This is a genomic window from Shimia sp. MIT1388, assembly GCF_047124445.1.
In the GTDB taxonomy this organism is placed as follows: Bacteria; Pseudomonadota; Alphaproteobacteria; order Rhodobacterales; family Rhodobacteraceae; genus Shimia.
Genome location: NZ_CP138921.1, coordinates 951,752 through 971,185, shown reverse-complemented (window position 1 = coordinate 971,185; position 19,434 = coordinate 951,752). Strand labels below are relative to the sequence as shown.

Annotated in this window: 23 protein-coding genes, 1 tRNA gene and 1 other RNA gene; 14 read left to right on the top strand and 11 right to left on the bottom strand. The window is 57.3% G+C overall.

All coding sequences use genetic code 11. The annotated features are described in order from the left end of the window. The first annotated feature begins 22 nt into the window (after positions 1-22). Positions 23-99: transfer RNA gene (locus SIB92_RS04795), tRNA-Ile, on the top strand. Between the two features lie 44 nt (positions 100-143). Here the strand turns inward: SIB92_RS04795 and SIB92_RS04790 are convergent. Beyond that, the gene (locus SIB92_RS04790) at positions 144-647 is read right to left on the bottom strand and encodes a hypothetical protein (protein WP_412554732.1); all 504 of its coding nucleotides are present in this window, start codon (positions 645-647) and stop codon (positions 144-146) included. A gap of 147 nt (positions 648-794) precedes the next feature. Here SIB92_RS04790 and SIB92_RS04785 point away from each other — a divergent pair, with 147 nt between their 5' ends. Beyond that, on the top strand, positions 795-1,205 hold the full coding sequence (locus SIB92_RS04785) for a SufE family protein (protein WP_412554731.1): 411 nt from the start codon (positions 795-797) through the stop codon (positions 1,203-1,205). A gap of 34 nt (positions 1,206-1,239) precedes the next feature. Here the strand turns inward: SIB92_RS04785 and SIB92_RS04780 are convergent, their stop codons facing one another. From SIB92_RS04780 to SIB92_RS04735, 10 genes are all read right to left on the bottom strand, one after another. Next, entirely contained in the window at positions 1,240-1,470 is a 231-nt protein-coding gene (locus SIB92_RS04780) for a ribbon-helix-helix domain-containing protein (protein WP_412554730.1), read from the bottom strand. Next, complete coding sequence (locus SIB92_RS04775) at positions 1,467-1,637, bottom strand: DUF4169 family protein (RefSeq protein WP_412554729.1); 171 nt, start codon at positions 1,635-1,637, stop codon at positions 1,467-1,469. Before SIB92_RS04775 ends, SIB92_RS04780 begins: the two co-directional genes overlap by 4 nt. 47 nt (positions 1,638-1,684) lie before the next feature. Further along, a complete protein-coding gene (locus SIB92_RS04770; protein ID WP_412554728.1) occupies positions 1,685-1,822 on the bottom strand; it encodes a hypothetical protein in 138 nt (45 codons plus the stop codon). Positions 1,823-1,940: 118 nt separating this feature from the next. Next, positions 1,941-3,335 (bottom strand): class II fumarate hydratase, encoded by a 1,395-nt coding sequence (fumC, locus tag SIB92_RS04765; RefSeq protein ID WP_412554727.1) that lies wholly within the window; start codon positions 3,333-3,335, stop codon positions 1,941-1,943. A 170-nt stretch (positions 3,336-3,505) separates the two neighbouring features. Further along, on the bottom strand, positions 3,506-3,976 hold the full coding sequence (locus SIB92_RS04760; RefSeq protein WP_412554726.1) for an SspB family protein: 471 nt from the start codon (positions 3,974-3,976) through the stop codon (positions 3,506-3,508). A gap of 80 nt (positions 3,977-4,056) precedes the next feature. Then, a complete protein-coding gene (chrA, locus tag SIB92_RS04755; protein ID WP_412554725.1) occupies positions 4,057-5,313 on the bottom strand; it encodes a chromate efflux transporter in 1,257 nt (418 codons plus the stop codon). Positions 5,314-5,364: 51 nt separating this feature from the next. Continuing rightward, the gene (locus tag SIB92_RS04750) at positions 5,365-5,796 is read right to left on the bottom strand and encodes an ester cyclase (protein WP_412554724.1); all 432 of its coding nucleotides are present in this window, start codon (positions 5,794-5,796) and stop codon (positions 5,365-5,367) included. A gap of 229 nt (positions 5,797-6,025) precedes the next feature. Beyond that, positions 6,026-6,375, bottom strand: a transfer-messenger RNA (tmRNA) gene (ssrA, locus tag SIB92_RS04745). Positions 6,376-6,498: 123 nt separating this feature from the next. After that, positions 6,499-7,152 (bottom strand): TenA family protein, encoded by a 654-nt coding sequence (locus SIB92_RS04740; RefSeq protein WP_412554723.1) that lies wholly within the window; start codon positions 7,150-7,152, stop codon positions 6,499-6,501. Positions 7,153-7,235: 83 nt separating this feature from the next. Beyond that, on the bottom strand, positions 7,236-7,964 hold the full coding sequence (locus SIB92_RS04735) for a FadR/GntR family transcriptional regulator (protein ID WP_412554722.1): 729 nt from the start codon (positions 7,962-7,964) through the stop codon (positions 7,236-7,238). Between the two features lie 80 nt (positions 7,965-8,044). Between SIB92_RS04735 and SIB92_RS04730 the strand changes: the two genes are divergently transcribed. From SIB92_RS04730 to SIB92_RS04675, 12 genes are all read left to right on the top strand, one after another. Next, on the top strand, positions 8,045-8,815 hold the full coding sequence (locus SIB92_RS04730; RefSeq protein ID WP_412554721.1) for a DUF2182 domain-containing protein: 771 nt from the start codon (positions 8,045-8,047) through the stop codon (positions 8,813-8,815). A gap of 80 nt (positions 8,816-8,895) precedes the next feature. Then, entirely contained in the window at positions 8,896-9,531 is a 636-nt protein-coding gene (locus SIB92_RS04725) for a DUF1326 domain-containing protein (RefSeq protein ID WP_412555797.1), read from the top strand. 5 nt (positions 9,532-9,536) lie between these two features. Continuing rightward, on the top strand, positions 9,537-10,058 hold the full coding sequence (locus SIB92_RS04720) for a DinB family protein (protein ID WP_412554720.1): 522 nt from the start codon (positions 9,537-9,539) through the stop codon (positions 10,056-10,058). After that, positions 10,049-11,152 (top strand): dimethylsulfoniopropionate demethylase, encoded by a 1,104-nt coding sequence (locus SIB92_RS04715; RefSeq protein WP_412554719.1) that lies wholly within the window; start codon positions 10,049-10,051, stop codon positions 11,150-11,152. Before SIB92_RS04720 ends, SIB92_RS04715 begins: the two co-directional genes overlap by 10 nt. An 88-nt stretch (positions 11,153-11,240) precedes the next feature. Beyond that, a complete protein-coding gene (gene acuI, locus SIB92_RS04710; RefSeq protein ID WP_412554718.1) occupies positions 11,241-12,233 on the top strand; it encodes an acryloyl-CoA reductase in 993 nt (330 codons plus the stop codon). Between the two features lie 76 nt (positions 12,234-12,309). Then, complete coding sequence (locus SIB92_RS04705) at positions 12,310-12,726, top strand: HIT family protein (protein WP_412554717.1); 417 nt, start codon at positions 12,310-12,312, stop codon at positions 12,724-12,726. An 83-nt stretch (positions 12,727-12,809) separates the two neighbouring features. Next, positions 12,810-14,030 (top strand): aminotransferase class V-fold PLP-dependent enzyme, encoded by a 1,221-nt coding sequence (locus SIB92_RS04700; RefSeq protein ID WP_412554716.1) that lies wholly within the window; start codon positions 12,810-12,812, stop codon positions 14,028-14,030. Between the two features lie 64 nt (positions 14,031-14,094). Then, the gene (locus tag SIB92_RS04695) at positions 14,095-15,504 is read left to right on the top strand and encodes a cryptochrome/photolyase family protein (protein WP_412554715.1); all 1,410 of its coding nucleotides are present in this window, start codon (positions 14,095-14,097) and stop codon (positions 15,502-15,504) included. A 63-nt stretch (positions 15,505-15,567) separates the two neighbouring features. Then, the gene (locus SIB92_RS04690) at positions 15,568-16,779 is read left to right on the top strand and encodes a class I SAM-dependent methyltransferase (RefSeq protein ID WP_412554714.1); all 1,212 of its coding nucleotides are present in this window, start codon (positions 15,568-15,570) and stop codon (positions 16,777-16,779) included. Further along, positions 16,776-17,210, top strand: coding sequence for a TrgA family protein (locus tag SIB92_RS04685; protein WP_412554713.1), 435 nt, complete (start codon positions 16,776-16,778; stop codon positions 17,208-17,210). Before SIB92_RS04690 ends, SIB92_RS04685 begins: the two co-directional genes overlap by 4 nt. A 3-nt stretch (positions 17,211-17,213) precedes the next feature. Continuing rightward, on the top strand, positions 17,214-18,338 hold the full coding sequence (locus tag SIB92_RS04680) for an NUDIX domain-containing protein (RefSeq protein ID WP_412554712.1): 1,125 nt from the start codon (positions 17,214-17,216) through the stop codon (positions 18,336-18,338). Between the two features lie 57 nt (positions 18,339-18,395). After that, on the top strand, positions 18,396-19,433 hold the full coding sequence (locus SIB92_RS04675) for a cysteine synthase A (protein ID WP_412554711.1): 1,038 nt from the start codon (positions 18,396-18,398) through the stop codon (positions 19,431-19,433). Position 19,434 lies beyond the last annotated feature (1 nt).

The window sequence follows — 19,434 nt, the reverse complement described above, 5'->3', positions numbered from 1 at the left end:
ATTTCATAACCAAGCACTTGGCGGGCCTGTAGCTCAATTGGTTAGAGCAGAGCGCTCATAACGCTTTGGTTGCGGGTTCAAGTCCTGCCGGGCCTACCAAAATCCGTCAAAATCATTAGAATTCAGAATTCTGGCTCGCAAAATTAACGTGCGCGACGGTCGATGCTGTTGGTGAGTGCCTTTACCCGAATTGTGCGAACACCCGACATTTGCTGATCGGTCAGCACCACAGCCGTCGTCACTTCGCGACTTTGTTCGGAGCCGCCAACAACAGGTTCAAATGGTGGGCGGCCCAGCAGTTCCAATGTCAGAACGCCACCATCCAAAGCGCCGGTTTCCGGCAGGATCAAGCGCACGTCTGACGTCCCATGCACGGAAGACACACCAACCGCCATAATCAAGCGACCCTCTGTGACGCGATGCACCTCCACAGATGTCACTTTGTCGATTGGTAGACCACGGTATTCCTGCTCTTCCTGCGTGGTGAAGAATGACCGGCCTTCTTCGGTTTTCTCCGGAATCAGCGGATTAACATATTCGGCAGCTGCCGATCCGTCCGTGTCCCACCAGTTGGCAGGGTTCCAGCGCGATTGACAGGCAGACAGCGCCAGGGTGGCGGTCAACAAAAGCAGGACAGGTGTGCGCATCGATAGGCCTCATTCTTTGCCCCATGGGTTAACCTATTCGTATCGCCTTGAAAAGCATCTGATGAGCAAGGCGTGAGGGGCTGGACCTTTTTGGTCGCCCGACATAGGTGAGGAAGCATCGTTTTAAGTTGTAGGAGTGATCCCACCATGGCAGCCGAGGCCTTTGAAGATATCGTCGAGGACTTTGAGTTCATCAAGGATTGGGAAGACCGCTATCGCTATGTGATCGAGCAGGGCAAGGACATGCCGGTGCTGGATGAGGCGCTCCGGGTGCCTGCGACCAAGGTGGATGGTTGTGCCAGTCAGGTGTGGCTGCATCCCACCATCGAGGGTGGTGTGTTCCACTTTGAAGGCGCCAGCGACGCGATGATTGTCAGCGGCCTGATTGCGGTGTTGCGCAAGCTTTACAACGGCTTGAGCCTTGCCGAGGTGATTGCCGTGGATGCACGGGCCGAGCTGGAACGGTTGGGGCTCAACGAACATCTGTCGTCACAGCGCTCCAACGGGTTGCGGGCGATGATCGAGCGGATTCGCCTAGTCGCCACAGAAGCCGCCTAATACGCCCTTTGGGCGTTGCCTCCGGCGGGGATATTTAGGAGCCAACTGAAGCGCGGGCGCGGAAATAGGCTAGAACGTAGAGGCGGATCGCCGTGGCAAGTCCGGCTTCCAGATCGCGCTCCGCATCAATTTGAGCCGCAAGCGCGTTTATCGGGATGTTCTTTTCTTCCGCAATGTCGCGAAAGGCGCGCCAGAAATCATCCTCTAAGGACACGCTTGTACGGTGCCCCCGCAGCGTGAGTGAGCGCTTGGTTGGCCGGCTCATTCGCGTTCTTTTCCGTCCAGATCCCGGCAGGCTTTCTCTGCCTGCGCTTCTTCCAGCTTTTTCTGGGCTTTGGTTCGACCAAACTTCGCAGCGTTTTGATTGGCCTGCGCTTTTTCGTCAGCGCGGGCTTTGGCTTTGCGGAACTTGTTGAGATTCACCACAGTCATGTCAGCAGGTTACTTGCAAAACGTAAGTTTGCCCAGACAGCCCGTGCTTAGGAGAAGATGGTCTCGGCCTCGCAGGTGGTGATCTCGTCAATCACCATGGCAAACACCGGTGTCGTCGCTAGCGACAAGCCACCCATGATCAGGATGAGGATCAGGTAGAGGGGACGGATGCTCTGTTTTTTCATGGCAGTTACCTAGGGTGGCTGTTGTTGAATTTCAAACGCTTGGCCAAGATTTTTCCGTCGAAAAAAGAAAAGGCGGCTCTGGTTTGAGCCGCCTTCGAACTGTTTTTGCTGTCAGTGTTTAGGCTTTGGGGCCAATCATCTGCTCTGGGCGCACAACCGCATCAAAGGTTGCCTCATCAACAAAGCCAAGCGCGATGGCTTCTTCCTTCAGCGTGGTGCCGTTTTTGTGCGCAGTCTTCGCCACGGTGGTCGCGTTGTCATAGCCGATGGTTGGGGCCAGAGCGGTCACCAGCATCAGGCTTTCTTTCATCAGCTTGTCGATACGTGGCTCGTTGGCTTTGATGCCATTGAGCATACGCTCGGTGAAGCTGTCCGCCACATCGCCCAGAAGCTGCATGGATTGCAGCAGGTTGTAGGACATCATCGGGTTGTAGACGTTCAGCTCGAAGTGACCTTGAGAGCCTGCAAAGGTCATGGCAGCGTTGTTGCCCATGACGTGTGCGGCGACTTGGGTCATCGCTTCGGCCTGAGTTGGGTTCACTTTGCCTGGCATGATCGAGGAGCCTGGCTCGTTTTCCGGCAGGATCAGTTCACCCAGACCGGAGCGCGGGCCGGAGCCAAGGAAGCGGATGTCGTTGGCGATTTTGTACATCGCGCCAGCCACGGTGGCCAAGGCGCCGGACATGAAGACCATGGCGTCGTGTGCGGCCAGAGCCTCAAATTTGTTTGGCGCGGTGACAAACGGCAGGCCGGTGATCTCAGCCATATGACCCGCCACAGCTTCACCCCAACCCGGTTGGGTGTTCAGGCCGGTGCCTACAGCAGTGCCGCCTTGCGCCAGTTCATAGATGCCAGGCAGAGCCGCTTCGACACGGGCAATGCCCTGACGGATCTGGTGCGCGTAGCCGCCAAATTCCTGGCCCAGCGTGAGCGGGGTCGCATCTTGGGTGTGGGTCCGGCCGATCTTGATGATGTCTTTGAACTCTTCGGACTTCGCTTCCAAGCCCTCTGCCAGCTTGTTCAAGCCTGGCAGCAGAACGTCGCGCACGGTCATTGCTGCGGCAATGTGCATCGCTGTTGGGAAGGTGTCGTTGGACGACTGACCCATGTTGCAGTGGTCGTTTGGGTGCACGGGGTCTTTGGAACCAATCACGCCGCCGAGGATTTCGATTGCGCGGTTTGCGATCACCTCGTTGGAGTTCATGTTGGACTGGGTACCGGAGCCGGTTTGCCAAACTACCAGTGGGAAGTTGTCGTCAAACTTACCGGCAACAACTTCGGACGCGGCTTGAATGACAGCGTCAGCGATTTTTGCGTCCATCTTGCCGGTGGCTTTGTTTTGCATGGCGCAAGCCTGCTTAATCACGCCAAGCGCGCGCACGATGGCGACGGGCTGCTTTTCCCATCCGATCGGGAAGTTCATGATCGAGCGCTGTGTCTGTGCGCCCCAATACTTGTCGGAAGGGACCTCTAGTGGGCCAAAGCTGTCGGTTTCAGTACGGGTATCTGCCATGACGACCTCCGGTAAAAAATGTCAGGAGTGTCATACCGGAAGTGGGACAAAGTGCAATACTGTATACCGTGGGATACCGCTAACAAGGCGCGGCAAATCGGCCTTTGAGACTGAGATTTAAACTATAGGCAGGCGCATAAACTTAATAGCGGCCCGTTTGGCCGAGCGGATCACTTACGGAAGCTGTCCAGAGACACCACTTCGGCGTCCTTTCGAGGCTCTTCGACGATCTCTTCGAGGTTGATCTCCTCAGGCAGTTCATCAAGCACGTCTTCCGCTTCGTCCTCATCCTGGGTCTCGAACCGCAGGCCAAATTCCACCGACGGGTCCACGAAGGTCTTGATGGAATTGTAAGGAATATAAAGAGGTTCTGGCGCGTCTCCAAAATTCAGCGTAACCGCGAAGCCTTCGTCTGTGACGGTCAGATTGTCATACCAGTGCTGCATCACCACGGTCATTTCGCCGGGGTAGCGATCCGCCAGCCATTCGGCGATTTCAACATCCGGGTGCTGGGTGTCAAAGGTGATGAAAAAATGGTGCTCGCCGGGCAGACCGTTCTGTTGAACATCGGCCAAAACCGTCTGAATCAAGCTGCGCATCGCGCGATGCATGAGATTTCCGTAGTCGATGGTCCCGGACATGGCAGTGCTCCGATAGTCTGTTGTTTTGACAATAGACCATTGCGCGGGAAACGAAAGATGATCCAGCGCAAAAAGTTGGCCTAAAACAGACCAATTGTCATCGCGGCGATGGCTGAGAGCGCTAGCACGACCAAAAGTGGTAGCCGCAGCTTCAACATCGCGAATATCGCCGCAACGGTCAGAATACCAGCGATTGGGTCAAAGCTGGTCAGGACAGGTAGGGTACCGATTGGGCTTAAAGTGGTTTTGGCAAACAGGAGGTTGATGGTGAACCACATGCTTAGGTTGGCAATCACACCCAGTACGGCGGCGGAAATCAAGGTGAGCGCAGAACTGAGGCGTGGGTTGGATAAGATCCGGGAGACGTGGGGGGCACCGGAAAAAATCCAGAGAAAACAGGGTATAAAGGTGCACCACAGCGCCAGCAGGCCAGCGGTCAGCGCAAGACTGGCCCCACCTTGGAGTTGGCCTGCCAGAGTGGCGACAAACTGGGTGACGAGGATCAACGGACCGGGAGTGGTTTCCGCCAGGCCAAGCGCGTCCATCATTTGGTCGGTGGTAAGCCAGCCGAAGTCTTGAACCACAGCTTGCACCATATATGCCAGCACGGCGTAAGCGCCGCCGAAGGTGACCACGGCCAGTTGTGAAAAGAACAGCGCGACGTCTTTGAGGAAACCACCAGCGGACACTGCAAATGCTACAGGTATCAACCAAAGAAGGCCCCAGAAAGCGACGGCGGCAACAGTTTGCTTCCACGGGTTTTCAACGTGGTTTCGGCTGGTAACTAAGTCCGGTGTTGCTGTCTGTCTGGACAAAACAAATCCCAAAACCGCGGCTAGGACAATGACGGCCGGAAAAGGCAAAATGGCTGAATACAACGCGGCAAAACTTGCCAGGGCCACCACTGCGTTTACTTTACTTGTCAGTACCTTGCGAGACAAACCTAACAAGGCCTGCACGATGATTGCCACCACCGCCGCTTTCACACCAAGAAAGGCAGAGGCCACCTGTGGGAGGTCGCCATAAGCGGCGTAGCCCGCAACCAAAAAGAAGATCAAGGCGGCGCCAGGCAGCACAAACAAGCTGCCAGCGATGACGCCTCCGAGCGTGCCGCGCAGCTTCCAGCCACAGAAGGTGGCGAGTTGCATAGCCTCCGGGCCAGGTAAAAGCATACAGAAGGACAGGGCGCCGAGAAATTCTTTCTCTTTCAGCCAACCCGTGCGGTCGACAAGCTCCTGGTGCATCAGTCCGATTTGCGCTGCAGGTCCGCCAAAAGACAGCAGGCCGATGCGCCCAAAGACGCGCAGCAGGTCGGAGTAGGAGGGCATCTGCGTCATGGCTTTATCGCTAGCGCACAACGCCCCGGATGCAAGGTGTTTTTGACGGTCTTAAGCGACCTTTTGCCCAGTCAGACACATGGCCATGGTCTGCTCGGGCAGGAAGCCCATCTTCTCGAAAAAGGCAACCAAATCAAAGTTGTTATAAGCTTCAACCATGAGCGCGCCTTCAAAACGCACAAAGAGCTGACCAAAGCCAGTGATACGATCTCCGCTGACCGGGTTGAGAATGCTCATGGTCCAGAGAGCTGCGGCCCAATCGCCGTCGACCATGACTTTCTCTACACAGACAATAGGGTCTTCGACTAAGGCCAAATACATGCTTGCCATTTCCCGGAAATCTTCCGGTCCCACGTCAAAGCCCGGCAAAACGCCTTCGGCTTTACTATCAGGACGGAACATCTCGTCGATGGCGTCCATATCGGCTTCTACCCAAACACGCCGGAACCAATCTTCGATTACTTGCTGTTTATCTACAGACATTTTGAGTGCCTTCCAGTTGTATCCCCAAAGCAGACGCTACGGTCCAAAGAGTAAGTGAAAGGTTAAAAAGAAAGGTCAAATCATGGCGAAATTGCGATTTTTAACAAATAAAGCGATTTTGCGGGCCAAGTATTAATGCCGACCCTCAAATTAACCATTTTTCGCTGAAAAATTAACAGCTTCTCACGCGGATGCGCGACTCGGTTAATTTAAGGAATTGAGGGCTGAAAGTGCAGGATTCTGTTGCCAGGTTCCTGCGGACCCCGCCTGAGGCAGCTAGCGTCAGGACTTAGATTTCGGTGTTAGGCACTGCTTACGCAGCGACTGCTACCGGAGCACGATTGTCATTTGCAATTGTACAGTTTTCGCCGATAACGGTGGCAGACAGCCGAGACAAAGCTAACTTCTTTAGACGTCCGTCGATCCTATTTCGTCCCCATGATCCCCAAATGAAGGATGTTTGGTGGAGACGCCGGGTACCGCCCCCGGGTCCGATCCGTTTATTACAAGCGCGTTTATGTCCATAGTTCCCGAGGGAACACCCCATAGATAGTGGTGTTGCGCGGGGGGTGCAAGCGCCGTTAACCGGTTTTTGGCGCGTCGGTATATTGTCTGTATTGCGACTGTATCGCGGAGGTGGGGTATCTGACGGCCCGGCGTAGGTTACCGGACCGTGCGTTGCGCCCCAAAGGTTAAGCCGCGTTAGCTATGTTCGGCGTAAGACGCGTCCCAGAAATCACGTTCCAGCTTCACGGCCCGCAGGAAGAGCGCTTCCACGTCACGTTGCGCCTCGGTGGACAGAGTTGGCCATACGGCGTCCAGTTGGGAGCGCAAATATTCCACGACACCCTCAAAACCTTCGCCCGCGTGCAGCGTGATCCATTCAGCAAAATAGAACGGCAGCGCGTCTTTGGGTGGGTTCACAGGAGTGGCCCAGCTTAGGTAGACCCATTCCGCCACAACCAACACGGCGAGCATCAACTCATAACGACCCGAGGCGGCTGCCTCCGCCATCAACGCGTTGAAGCCCTCAGTGGGTGGGGCAGGTGGGGCGGTTTGCTCTGCCTCACTCATATCGAGCGCCTCAAAGGAGCGCAGGAAGTAGGTGTTCTCAGGGCCGGTGACCAGCGCCAGGAATTGCGCTGCCGGTACCGAGTCGGCCAGTGTTGGTGCATGGGCGATGGCGCTTGCGAGCAGGCGCACGAAATTGCCGACAAACTGATAATCCTGCGCCAGATACCAACGCATCTTTGCCAAAGGCAGGGAGCCATCAGCCAATTCGGTGCAGAAAGGGTGCGTGGTGGCAGCGATCCAGTCGTCACCCGCAAGGGTGCGCAGATGGTCGGTGGGGCGCATGTGAGTCTCCTGTTGATCGGCTTTGAGGCCGTTTGGGCGGAGAAAACGCAGAATGTAGGAGAGGTGCAAGGCGATAGTTTGGGCTACCGCCGCGCGCGGGCCTCCATGGCCTCTTCGCCCAGAGTGAGCGTGTAGGCGGTAAGTTCTGCAAGCGCCGCATCCGCGTCAGCACTGTTTTGCATTTCCAATGCGTCAGCAATTCGGGTGTGCAGGCCAATTATCACATCGCGGTTGCGCTGTGTGAAGGTGATCATGTTCATCAGGGGCTGCATGGCTTCGACAGCGCCGGCGAGTTGGTAGGACAGTACCGGGTTGTCAGCGCCATCCACTAGGGCACGGTGGAAGGCAACGTCGCTGTCACAGAAGCGCTCGTCGGAAAGGCCCGGCTGCGCTTGGCGGTGGATTTCTGCGCGCATGGTGGCGAGATGATCTGGTGTGCGGCGTTGGGCCGACAAAGGCGCACATGCGCGCTCTAAGGCAAAGCGAGCTTCGCAGGCGGTTTCAAAATCCACTGCGTTCATCGACAGCAAAAGCGTGCTGGTTGTGATATGCTGCGCGTAAGCCTCATCATAGGAGAGGCGCCGCACGAAGGCGCCACCGGTGGCGCCACGTTGAGTTCGGATCAGGTTCTGCGCAGCCAGACGTTTGAGCGCCTCGCGCACGGTGGGGCGGGAGACGTCAAACTGATCGGCCAGCTCGGATTCCGAGGGAAGGCGTTCGTCGACTATCATGTCTCCGGAGATGATCGCGTCTCGGATGGCTTTCGCGATTTGAGCGGAGAGATCGGCTTTGTTCTTGGGGTCTATTTTCAATTGTCTGACATTTAGTGTTTGCTGCGCGTTTAATTGTCTGACATTTTAGTCTCAAGAAGTGAGTCGCGGCAAGAGGAGGAATGTCGACGATGATCGCAGATCGCATTCGTTCCATGACTGGGTCCCATTGGCTTGCTTTGTTTGGCGGAATTCTGGCCGCGTGGGCCGTACTGTTTTTGATGGCCATTCCGGCAGAGATGCGGGAGCTCAATGCGATTTATGGCGCGGACTTCTGGGTCAGCCTGTGCACGATTACACCGGATGCCAGTGGATTTGCCCGCGTGTTGCTGATGTGGGTCGTGATGAGTGCCGCGATGATGGCGCCGACGGCTTTGCCAGCCTTTGCCACTTACGATGATCTGGCGCGCCAGGCGCCCGGCGCCAAGTTTTCCGCGCTGGTGGGCGGTTATCTGGCGGTGTGGATCGGGTTTTCCATACTGGCCGCTGCCTTGCAGATGGTGTTGTTTCAGGCGGGACTGTTGGGCGCGTTGGGCGAAAGCCGGTCGGCGTTATTCTCGGCCTTCTTGCTTATCGTAGCGGGGCTTTATCAGTTCTCGCCGATGAAGGAAGCCTGCCTGTCCAAATGCCGCATGCCGATGACGTTTTTCATGCAGCATTGGGACGAGGGGCCTTGGAAAAACGGATTGCGCCTGGGGTTGACCTGTCTGGGTTGCTGTTGGGCGTTGATGCTGTTGGCCTTTGTGGGCGGCGTGATGAACATCGCCTTCATGGGGCTGGCCACGCTGATCATGATTTTTGAGAAACTGCCCGACGTCGGGCGTTGGGTGACAAAGCCGCTGGGGCTCGTGCTGTTGTGCAGCGCAGCCTATGTGGCGGCGCACGCCCTGTGAGGAACACTTAAGGAGGACCAACCATGGCATCGGACCGCATTCAAGCGCCCGCCAAGATCGATAACCGCCATCCGGACGCAATGAAATCCGGACTGGGCACCATTCCGTGGACCATCAAAGGGGAGTTGATCCTCAACTGTAACTGTACGGTGTTCTGCCCTTGTGTGGTGAGCCTTGGTCTGCACCCGCCGACAGAGGGTCACTGTCAGACCTGGGGCGGCGTGCGGATTGACGAGGGTCAATACGGTGACGTGGACCTGTCTGGCCTGAACATCGGTCTGTTGATTGAAATCCCGGGCATGATGAGCCGTGGCAACTGGAAAGTGGCGCTGTTCATCGACGATCGCGCCAGCACAGAAGCCTATAACGCGCTGGTGGATATCTTCAGCGGCAAAGCCAAAGGCACCACCGGTCTGTTCCAGGTTTTGGTGGGCGAGATCATTGGCGTGGAGCGCCAGCCTGTGTCCTATGACACGTCCGAGGATGGTAAGACCCGCCACATCACCGTCGGCAAGAAGATCGAGGGTGTGGTCTATCCGGTTGAAGGTAAAAACAAGGACGAGGAGATTGTGATCTCCAACACCAAATACTGGATGGGGCCAGACATTACCGTTGCGACGGCTTCCAAAGGCCGCGTGCGCGCCTTTGGTCGGGTGTGGGATTTTGGCGGGCGCTCTGCTGAAATCTGCCAGATCGACTGGCACGGACCTCGGTAACGGCCATGTCGATGATCACGCCGGAATACTGCCAGATGATGGCCAAGTATAACGCCTGGCAAAACCAGACGATGCGTGCGGCGTGTGAAACCCTGACCGAGGCAGAATTACGGGCCGATCGTGGTGCGTTTTTTGGCTCGGTCATGGCGACAATCAATCACATCCTCTGGGGCGATGCCCTGTGGATGAGCCGCTTGGACGGCGGGGATGGGCCGTCCAAGCCGGCGACTGAACATGCGGAGTTGTGCCCGACATTCGCGATTTGGGCGCAGGAGCGCACACGCATGGATCAGCGAATTGTGCTGTGGGCGGAAAAAGTTACCGCCGAAAGCTTAAGTGGTGATTTGAGCTGGCATGCCCAGATGCTGAACAAGGACATGCACAAGCCAATGGCATTGTGTGTGGTCGGATTGTTCAATCACCAAACCCATCACCGCGGCCAAGTGCATGCCATGCTGACCGGCTTTGGTCGCAACACAGAAGACACGGATTTGGTTTTGATGCCTGAGGAGGTTTCATGGCTCTGATTTCCCCATCACGGCGGCTACGACGCACGCCGTTTTCGGACGGTGTCGAAGCGGCCGGTGTGAAGGCCTATACTGTCTATAACCGTATGTTGCTGCCGACGGTGTTTCGCTCTGTGGAAGAGGATTATCGTCACCTCAAATCTGCGGTGCAGGTTTGGGATGTGGCGGTGGAGCGCCAAGTGGAAGTGCGCGGGCCAGATGCGAGCAAGCTGATGCAGATGCTGACGCCGCGGGATCTGCGCGGCATGTTGCCGGGACAGTGCTATTACGTGCCCATCGTGGATGAGACCGGCGGCATGTTGAACGATCCAGTGGCGGTGAAACTTGCCGAGGACCGGTGGTGGATTTCGATTGCCGACAGCGATTTGCTGTTGTGGGTCAAAGGCATTGCTTATGGCTATCGGCTGGATGTGCTGGTGGATGAACCAGACGTCAGCCCGCTGGCAGTACAGGGTCCGAAGGCGGACGATCTGATGGCGCGGGTGTTTGGCGAGAAAGTGCGCGATGTGCGGTTCTTCCGCTTTAGTTGGTTTGAGTTTCAGGGTCGTAGCCTTGTGGTGGCGCGGTCTGGATATTCCAAACAGGGTGGATTTGAAATCTACGTCGAGGGCAGCGACATCGGCATGCCGCTTTGGAATGCCCTCATGGAAGCGGGCAAAGACCTTGATGTCTATGCAGGGTGCCCCAACCTGATTGAGCGGATCGAAGGCGGGTTGCTGAGTTACGGCAACGACATGACCGACGACAACACACCACATGAATGTGGCTTGGGCCGGTTTTGCAACACCAACACCGCGATTGGCTGTGTCGGGCGGGATGCCTTATTGCGCGTGGCGCAGGAAGGGCCTGTGCGCCAGATACGTCCTATTGAAATTCATGGCGCGGCGGTGCCGCCCTGTGATCAGCTGTGGCCGATCATGGATGGGGATGATCACGTGGGCAATGTGAGCAGCGCGGCCTGGTCGCCGGACTTCACCACAAATGTGGCCATTGGCATGGTGCGCATGACCCATTGGAAATCCGGCACCGAGGTGGATGTGGTGACGCCGGATGGGGTGCGGCCTGCAACGGTTTATGAGGCCTTCTGGCAATAGCGGATGAGGCCGGAGGCGGAGGCCTTCGGCGAGGATATTTTGGGACTGTGAATGCTGGGCGGCGGTCTAGCGCGAGAGGAGAGATGAGATGTTCAAAGCACTGGTGATGGATCAAAATGACGAAGGACTGGCCAGCGCGTCGATCAAAGATCTGACGCTGGACGACCTGCCCAACGCAGAGGTCACGGTGGCGGTGGAGTATTCCACGGTGAACTACAAAGACGGGCTGTGCCTGTCGGCCAAAGGTGGCGGGCTGGTGCGCAAATATCCGCATGTGCCGGGAATCGATTTTGCCGGTACCGTCGAGGCGTCCGATGATGACCGTTACAAGCCGGGCGACAGAGTGGTGCTGACCGGCTGGCGCGTGGGTGAGGCGCATTGGGGCGGCTATGGTCAAAAGGCACGTGTGAAGGCCGATTGGCTGGTGCCGCTGCCAGAGGGTTTGTCCCCGCAACAGGCGATGGCGGTTGGTACTGCAGGGTTCACGTCGATGCTGTCCGTGATGGCGTTGGAAGATCATGGATTGAAGCCCGGCAATGGACCGGTACTGGTGACTGGTGCCGCCGGGGGCGTGGGTTCTGTCGCGGTCGCGATCCTGGCAAACCTTGGTTATGAGGTCGCCGGGGTGACCGGACGCCCAGAGAGTGGCGACTACATCAAATCGCTGGGTGCGACGCAGATTGTGGCGCGGGAAGAGCTCAATGAAACCGTAAAGCGTCCGTTGGAAAGCGAGACCTGGTCTGGCTGTGTCGATGCCGTGGGGGGCGCGATGCTGGCGCGGGTGCTGGGTCAGATGAAATATGGGGCCTCTGTGGCCGCCGTGGGTCTGGCCGGTGGGGCGGCGCTTCCTGCCACCGTGATTCCGTTCCTGCTGCGCGGTGTGAACCTCTTGGGCATCGACTCGGTGATGCAGCCCTATGACAATCGCCTGCGCGCCTGGGAGCGGATTGCCAAAGACCTGCCGATGGACAAGCTGGAAGCCATGGTCAAACCGGCCACCCTGTCTGATCTGCCGCAATTGGGCGCAGACATTCTGCAAGGTCAGGTACAGGGCCGCGTTGTGGTTGACGTGAACGCCTAACAGCGCGAAAACACAGTGAAACAGGCGGGTGAGGCAACTTGCCCGCCTTTTGCATGTCTGAAGGAGGTGGCGCGCCATGAGCTATGACAACGACAATATTTTTGCAAAAATCCTACGGGGCGAAATCCCGAGCGAGAAGCTGTATGAGGATGACGACACCTATGTGTTTATGGACATCATGCCGCGCGCCGATGGCCATTGTTTGATCATTCCCAAGACACCCTGCCGCAACATGCTGGACGCCACACCGGAGCAGCTGACCGCCTGCCTGAAAACCGTGCAGAAAATGGGTCATGCAGTGATGCAGGCCTTTGGCGCCGAAGGCGTGACCGTGCAGCAGTTCAATGAGGCGGCTGGTGGGCAGGAAGTGTTTCACCTGCATTACCACGTGTTGCCGCGCCATGACGGTGTGAAACTGCGGCCACCGGGTACGATGGCGGATTTTGCAGTGCTCAAAGAGCAGGCGGACAAAATCCGCGCAGTGCTGGCGTAAACGTCGCGGTTTGTGCCTGTTTCCCGGCTTGACCCCGCCGGGAAACGGCGGTTTGGTGCGGGTCAATTCAGGGGAGGTATCCGATGCTTGACGTAGATTTTGTGCGCAGCCAGTTTCCGGCATTTTCAGAACAGTCGCTTGAGGGACAAGCGTTTTTTGAGAATGCGGGTGGCAGCTATACCTCCGCACAGGTGATTGACCGTCTGACCCGGTTTTACCGCGAGCGCAAAGTGCAGCCTTATGCGCCGTATCGGGCCTCCGAACTTGGCGGCGCGGAAATGGATGAAGCCCGCGCGCGTCTGGCCGCGCTCATGGGCGTGGAGACGGATGAGGTCTCCTTTGGACCGTCAACCACACAGAACACCTATATCTTGGCGCAGGCCTTTCGTCAGTGGATGGACCCGGGGGATGCGATCATTGTGACCAATCAGGATCATGAGGCTAACTCTGGCCCATGGCGGCGGTTGGCTGAAGACGGCATTGAGATCCGCGAATGGAAGATTGATCCGGAGACCGGTCATCTCGATCCTGAAAAGCTGATGGAGCTGCTGGATGACCGGGTGCGCCTGGTGTGCTTTCCGCATTGCTCCAACGTTGTTGGTGAGATCAATCCGGTGGCCAAGATCACCGCGCTGGCACATGCAGCAGGGGCTTTTGTCTGCGTTGACGGGGTGAGCTATGCGCCGCATGGCCTGCCGGATGTTGGCGGCATGGGGGCCGATATCTATCTGTTCTCGGCCTATAAGACCTATGGCCCACATCAAGGCATCATGGTGATCCGGCGCAATATCGGGACCATGCTGCCGAACCAAGGACACTATTTCAACGGCGACAGCCTGTACAAGCGGTTCACGCCAGCAGGACCGGATCATGCGCAGGTCGCGGCCAGTGCGGGAATGGTGGACTACATTGAGGCTTTGGCGGCGCATCACGGCATTATGGGGGAAACGCCTGTGGCCACTGGGGCGGCGGTGCATGACCTGATGCGGGATCACGAAGAAAAGCTGTTGCAGCCGTTGTTGGACTACGCAGCCTCTAAGAACTCTGTGCGGCTGATTGGGCCGACAGACGCGGCCAAACGGGCGCCGACGGTGGCGTTGGTTGCCAATGCGCCGGGGGAGGCGCTGGCTGCGCAACTGGCGAGCCACGGTGTGATGGCTGGCGGTGGTGATTTCTACGCCAACCGCGCGCTTGAGGGCATGAATGTCGATACCGATCACGGAGTTTTGAGGGTGAGCTTTGTGCATTACACCAGCGAAAATGAAGTGCAGAAATTGATTGCCGCGCTCGACGCGGTTTTGTGATCCAAGGTCTGCGCCCTGCCGTAAGTGTTTGAAAGGACACTGAAGGCGGGGCTTGGACCACCCAATGACATCACCTGAATCCCTGACCATTTTGTGGTTTCGCCGTGATTTGCGGCTCTCTGATCATGCGGCATTAACAGCGGCCGCCGCGCGCGGGCCGGTCTTGCCGGTTTTTGTGCTCGATCCCATACTTGAAAGCCTCGGTGCGGCGGCAAAATTGCGTTTGCTGCTGTCGCTGAGAGCCTTGTCGCAGGATCTTGAGGCGCGGGGGATGCGCCTTGTCCTGCGGCGAGGTGCAGCTTGGCCGGTGTTGCAGGAGCTGGCTGCGGAGAGTGGTGCGGAGGCGATCTTTTGGAGCCGGGCGTATGATCCGGCCTCTGTGGCCCGCGACACCGAGGTGAAAGCGGCCGCCAAAGACGCGGAGCTTCAGACGGAGAGTTTCACAGGCGCGTTGCTGTTTGAGCCTTGGACCGTGGAAACTGGTCAGGGTGGACCCTATCGGGTGTACACGCCGTTTTGGAAAGCCGTACGCCATCGTGAGGTGGTACCGTGTTTGGCAATCCCTAAGTTGACCGCGCCAGCCCATTGGCCAGACAGTGATGATCTCGAAGATTGGCGATTGGGCGCAGACATGCGGTGTGGCTTTGAGGTTGTCGCCGGGCATGTGCACGCGGGCGAAGAGGCCGCACAAGCGAAGCTGCGGTGCTTTCTGGAAACCAGGGCGGATGGCTATAAGGCACAGAGAGATTTTCTAGGTGAGGCTGCGACGTCGGACCTTTCGGATGCGCTAACCTTTGGCGAGATCAGTCCAGCGCAGATGTGGCACGGTGGGCGGCGGCGTATGAAGGAGGGCGCGGCGGGGGCCGAGCATTTCCTGAAGGAAGTGGTGTGGCGTGAGTTTGCCTGGCATTTGTTGTGGCACTATCCGGACATGGACAAACAGAACTGGCGCGAAGATTGGGCACAGTTTCATTGGCATGAGAATACCAGCGACCCGTTTTTTGTGGCCTGGTGCCAGGGACGCACGGGTATCGAGGTGGTCGATGCCGCCATGCGCGAGCTTTATGTGACCGGCAAGATGCACAATCGCGCACGCATGATTGTGGCCAGTTACCTGACAAAACACCTGCGCATGCACTGGCGATTGGGGCTTGCGTGGTTTGCCGATTGTCTGGTGGATTGGGACCCGGCGAGCAATGCCATGGGCTGGCAGTGGGTGGCCGGATGTGGCCCCGATGCCGCGCCGTATTTCCGCATCTTTAATCCCGACACGCAGGCCGAGAAGTTTGACGGTGACAAGGCGTATCGCAGGTACTGGCTGGATCCGCAATCGGAGGGGGAGCAGGCATTTAGGCAGGCAATCCCGCGCACTTGGTTACCGGTGTTTGAAACACCGGTCCCAGCACCAATCGTTGCATTGAGTACAGGGCGAGACGCTGCGCTCAAAGCCTATGAAACCTTCAAATCACAATAAAAACTTGCCGTAAGGCGCTGATCGCGCCTAGCATTTACGGCACACAGGGAAGAGGGGGACACTATGTACCTGACATCGACCAAAGGTGAAGCAAACCTGCCACGATATTTTGCCGCGGTGTTTGAGACCGCGCAGAAGATCAACCACGGGCGGATCGACTTTGTCATGCAAGATGGGCGCAAGTTCCGGGCGGAGGGACCAAAGCCCGGACCGGTGTGTGAGATGCACGTGCACAATGAGGATACTTTTGCCCGCCTGATGCGGGAAGGCGAGCTTGGTTTCTGTGAGGCTTATCTGGAAGGCTGGTGGAGCAGCCCAGATTTGCAAGCTTTCTGTGACTTCCTGCGCAATGACAATGACGCTTTGCGGGACGGATTTCCCGGCATGTATTTTGTGCGCGCCTTTGAGCGGCTGCGCCATTGGATGAACACCAACACCAAGACCCAAGCGAAGAAAAACATCAGCTATCACTATGACTTGGGCAACGAGTTTTACGGGCTGTGGCTGGATGACACGATGACCTATTCCTCGGCTATTTTTAAGACCGGGCAGGAAAGCATGGAGGACGCCCAGACCGCCAAATACGCCAGCATGGTGGATCAGATGGGGGTGAAACCCGGCGACCATGTGCTGGAAATTGGCTGTGGCTGGGGTGGGTTTGCTGAATACGCTGCCAAGGAGCGCGGGCTAAAGGTAACCGGACTGACGATCTCCGAAGAGCAGCTGAAGTTTGCGCAAAAACGCATTGAGAAGGCGGGACTTTCTCACATGGTGGACTTTAAGTTGCAGGACTATCGCGACGAGACTGCGACCTATGACGGGATTGCCAGCATCGAGATGTTTGAAGCCGTTGGCGAAAAATACTGGCCGGTCTATTTCGAAGCGGTGCGCGACCGGCTGAAGCCCGGTGGGAAAGCGACGTTGCAGATCATCACGCTGACCGAACAGCGGTTTGAGCAGTATCGCAAAGGTGTTGATTTCATTCAGAAGTACATCTTCCCGGGCGGCATGTTGCCGAGCCCAACCGCCTTGCGTGAAGAGGTCAAAAAGGCCGGCCTGACTGTGGCGGGGTCCATTGAATTTGGCGAAAGCTACAGCCAAACGCTGCGCCGGTGGCATGAGACGTTTAACGATCATTGGGACCGTATTCAGGGCATGGGCTTTGATGAGCGTTTCCGTCGCATGTGGAATTTTTATCTGACCTCTTGTGCTGCAGCGTTTCGCAGTGGAAGCTGCGACGTGACACAAATCACGATCGCAAAGCCTGGTATATGATTTCATCCAATAAGTTAGTCGCCGCTTCCTGCCTCGCCATCATTGGCGGGCTGGTGGCGGAGTTTGTGAAACCGCAAATGCCGGAGGGGTCGAACTTCGGCCATATGACCTTGATAAGCGCCGGTGTTGGCCTGGTCGTTGGCTGGCGCGTGATGGGGAAACGTGCGGGGCGCAGTGGCTCCCTGGAGCTTGGCCTCGTGGGCGTGGCCGCAATGGTGTTCTGGGGACTGGTTCTGTTTGGGCTGATCGAGATGTTCCGGCTGGCGATGCGTCGGCGTCTGGACGAACCGGTGGAAGCGATGGAACGTGCGGTGACGGTGGCGCTGGAGTATGGCGTCTACCTCCTGCATCCTAATGTGTTGATCACTTTGGCCGTGGGTGCTGTGATCAGCGGCATTTTCACCAACTTTGCCGCCCGGAACTGGGGATAATCCATGACCAATGTTTTTGTGTACGGCACGTTGCGACACGTGCCTTTGTTGGCGGCTGTGCTTGGCAAAGAAAGCGATGCGCTGGAGCTGCGCCAAGGGCGTCTAGCCGATCACGCGGTGTTTGCTGTGAAGGGGCAGGATTTTCCAATCTTGAAACCCGCAGAGGGGCAGGCGGAAGGGCTGTTCATTGGCGACCTGAGCGATACAGAAATTGAGCGGCTGCGGTTTTACGAAGGCAGCTATGACTATGATTTAACGGATGTTTCCGTCACCGTTGACGGAACCGAGCACCCGGCACGCGTGTTCAAAAGTGACAACACAGGCTGGGTTCCCGATAGGTCATGGTCATTGGACACTTGGGCGGCGCGATTTGGCGAAGTCACAGTGCTACGCGCCATTGAAGAAATGGGCTACTTCGGTCAGCGATCACGGGAGGACGTGGATCGGATGTTGCCGATGATCAAAGCCCGGGCCACGGCAAAAATGCAGGCCAAGCGTCGCAATGATGCCGTGAGTCCAAGCGGCATGACGGCGGCGGATGTGAGTGACGTGACACTCACGCGGCCGTATTCAGAATTCTTTACAATGGAAGAATTCGATCTGTCGTTCCGACGTTATGACGGCGCTCGGAGCGACATGGTGAAACGCGCTGTGTTTGTCGCCACGGATGCAGTGATTGTGCTGCCGTATGATCCGGTGCGGGATCGCGTTTTGTTGATCGAACAATTCCGACCCGGACCGTTTGCACGCGGCGATGATTTGCCTTGGCAATTGGAACCAATCGCAGGCCGCTTGGACGCGGAGGAGAGCCCTGAATCCTGCGCCCGACGAGAGGCCCAAGAGGAAGCCGGGCTGGCGCTCACGGAGTTGCATGAGGTGGCAAACTGCTACGCCTCACCTGGATGCAGCACTGAATTTTATAATATTTACCTAGGCTTGGCCGACCTACCTGATGAGGTGGTCGGGGTGTCAGGACTAGAGCAGGAGGCCGAGGATATTCGGTCCTACGTCTACAGTTTTGACGCGTTGATGCAGATGGTGGACCGGATGCAAATTGTAAATGCGCCGCTGGTGCTGGCCGCGCTGTGGTTGGCACGACACCGCGACAGGCTGCGCGGGACCGCTTGAGTTTGCCCCGCGCCTTGCCTACACAGGATTTCAGACATCTATAAAGGACCGCGCAACATGCATATCGCCCGTGATCTGGCCCAAGCGATTGGCAACACCCCATTGATCCGCCTGAACAAAGTCAGCGACGAGACCGGGTGTGAGATTTATGGCAAGGCGGAGTTCATGAACCCCGGCCAGTCAGTCAAGGACCGCGCCGCGCTTTACATTATCAAAGACGCGATTGCGCGTGGTGATTTGAAGCCTGGTGGCACAATTGTCGAGGGAACCGCCGGGAACACCGGGATTGGCCTTGCGCTGGTCGGCGCCTCTATGGGGTTCAAAACCGTGATTGTGATCCCGGAAACGCAATCGCAGGAAAAGAAAGACATGCTGCGCTTGGCGGGTGCGGAATTGGTGCAGGTGCCTGCGGCGCCTTACAAAAACCCCAACAACTATGTGCGCTATTCCGGCCGTTTGGCCGCGGAACTGGCGAAAACCGAACCAAACGGCGCCATCTGGGCCAATCAGTTTGACAATGTCGCCAACCGTCAAAGCCACATCGAGACCACCGGCCCGGAAATCTGGACGCAGACCGAGGGCAAAGTGGATGGCTTCACCTGTGCAGTTGGCTCTGGTGGCACCTTGGCCGGTGTGGCCGAAGCCCTGCAGCCCAAAGGCGTGAAAATTGGCCTTGCGGACCCGATGGGTGCTGCGCTGTACAACTTCTACACCAACGGTGAGTTGAAATCCGAGGGCGGCTCGATCACCGAAGGCATCGGGCAGGGGCGCATCACGGCCAACCTCGAAGGTTTCACGCCGGACATGAGCTATCAAATTTCCGATGAAGAAGCGCTGCCCTACGTGTTTGACCTGCTGGAGAACGAAGGCCTGTGTCTGGGTGGGTCTTCTGGCGTCAACATTGCCGGTGCGGTGCGTATGGCCAAGGACATGGGCCCGGGCCACACCATTGTGACCATCCTTTGCGATTACGGCACACGTTATCAGTCCAAGCTGTTCAACCCGGAGTTCCTGAAAGAAAAAGGCCTGCCAACCCCCGCGTGGCTGGGCAACAAAGGCCCAAGCAGCATTCCGGGTGTGTTTGAAGACGTATAAG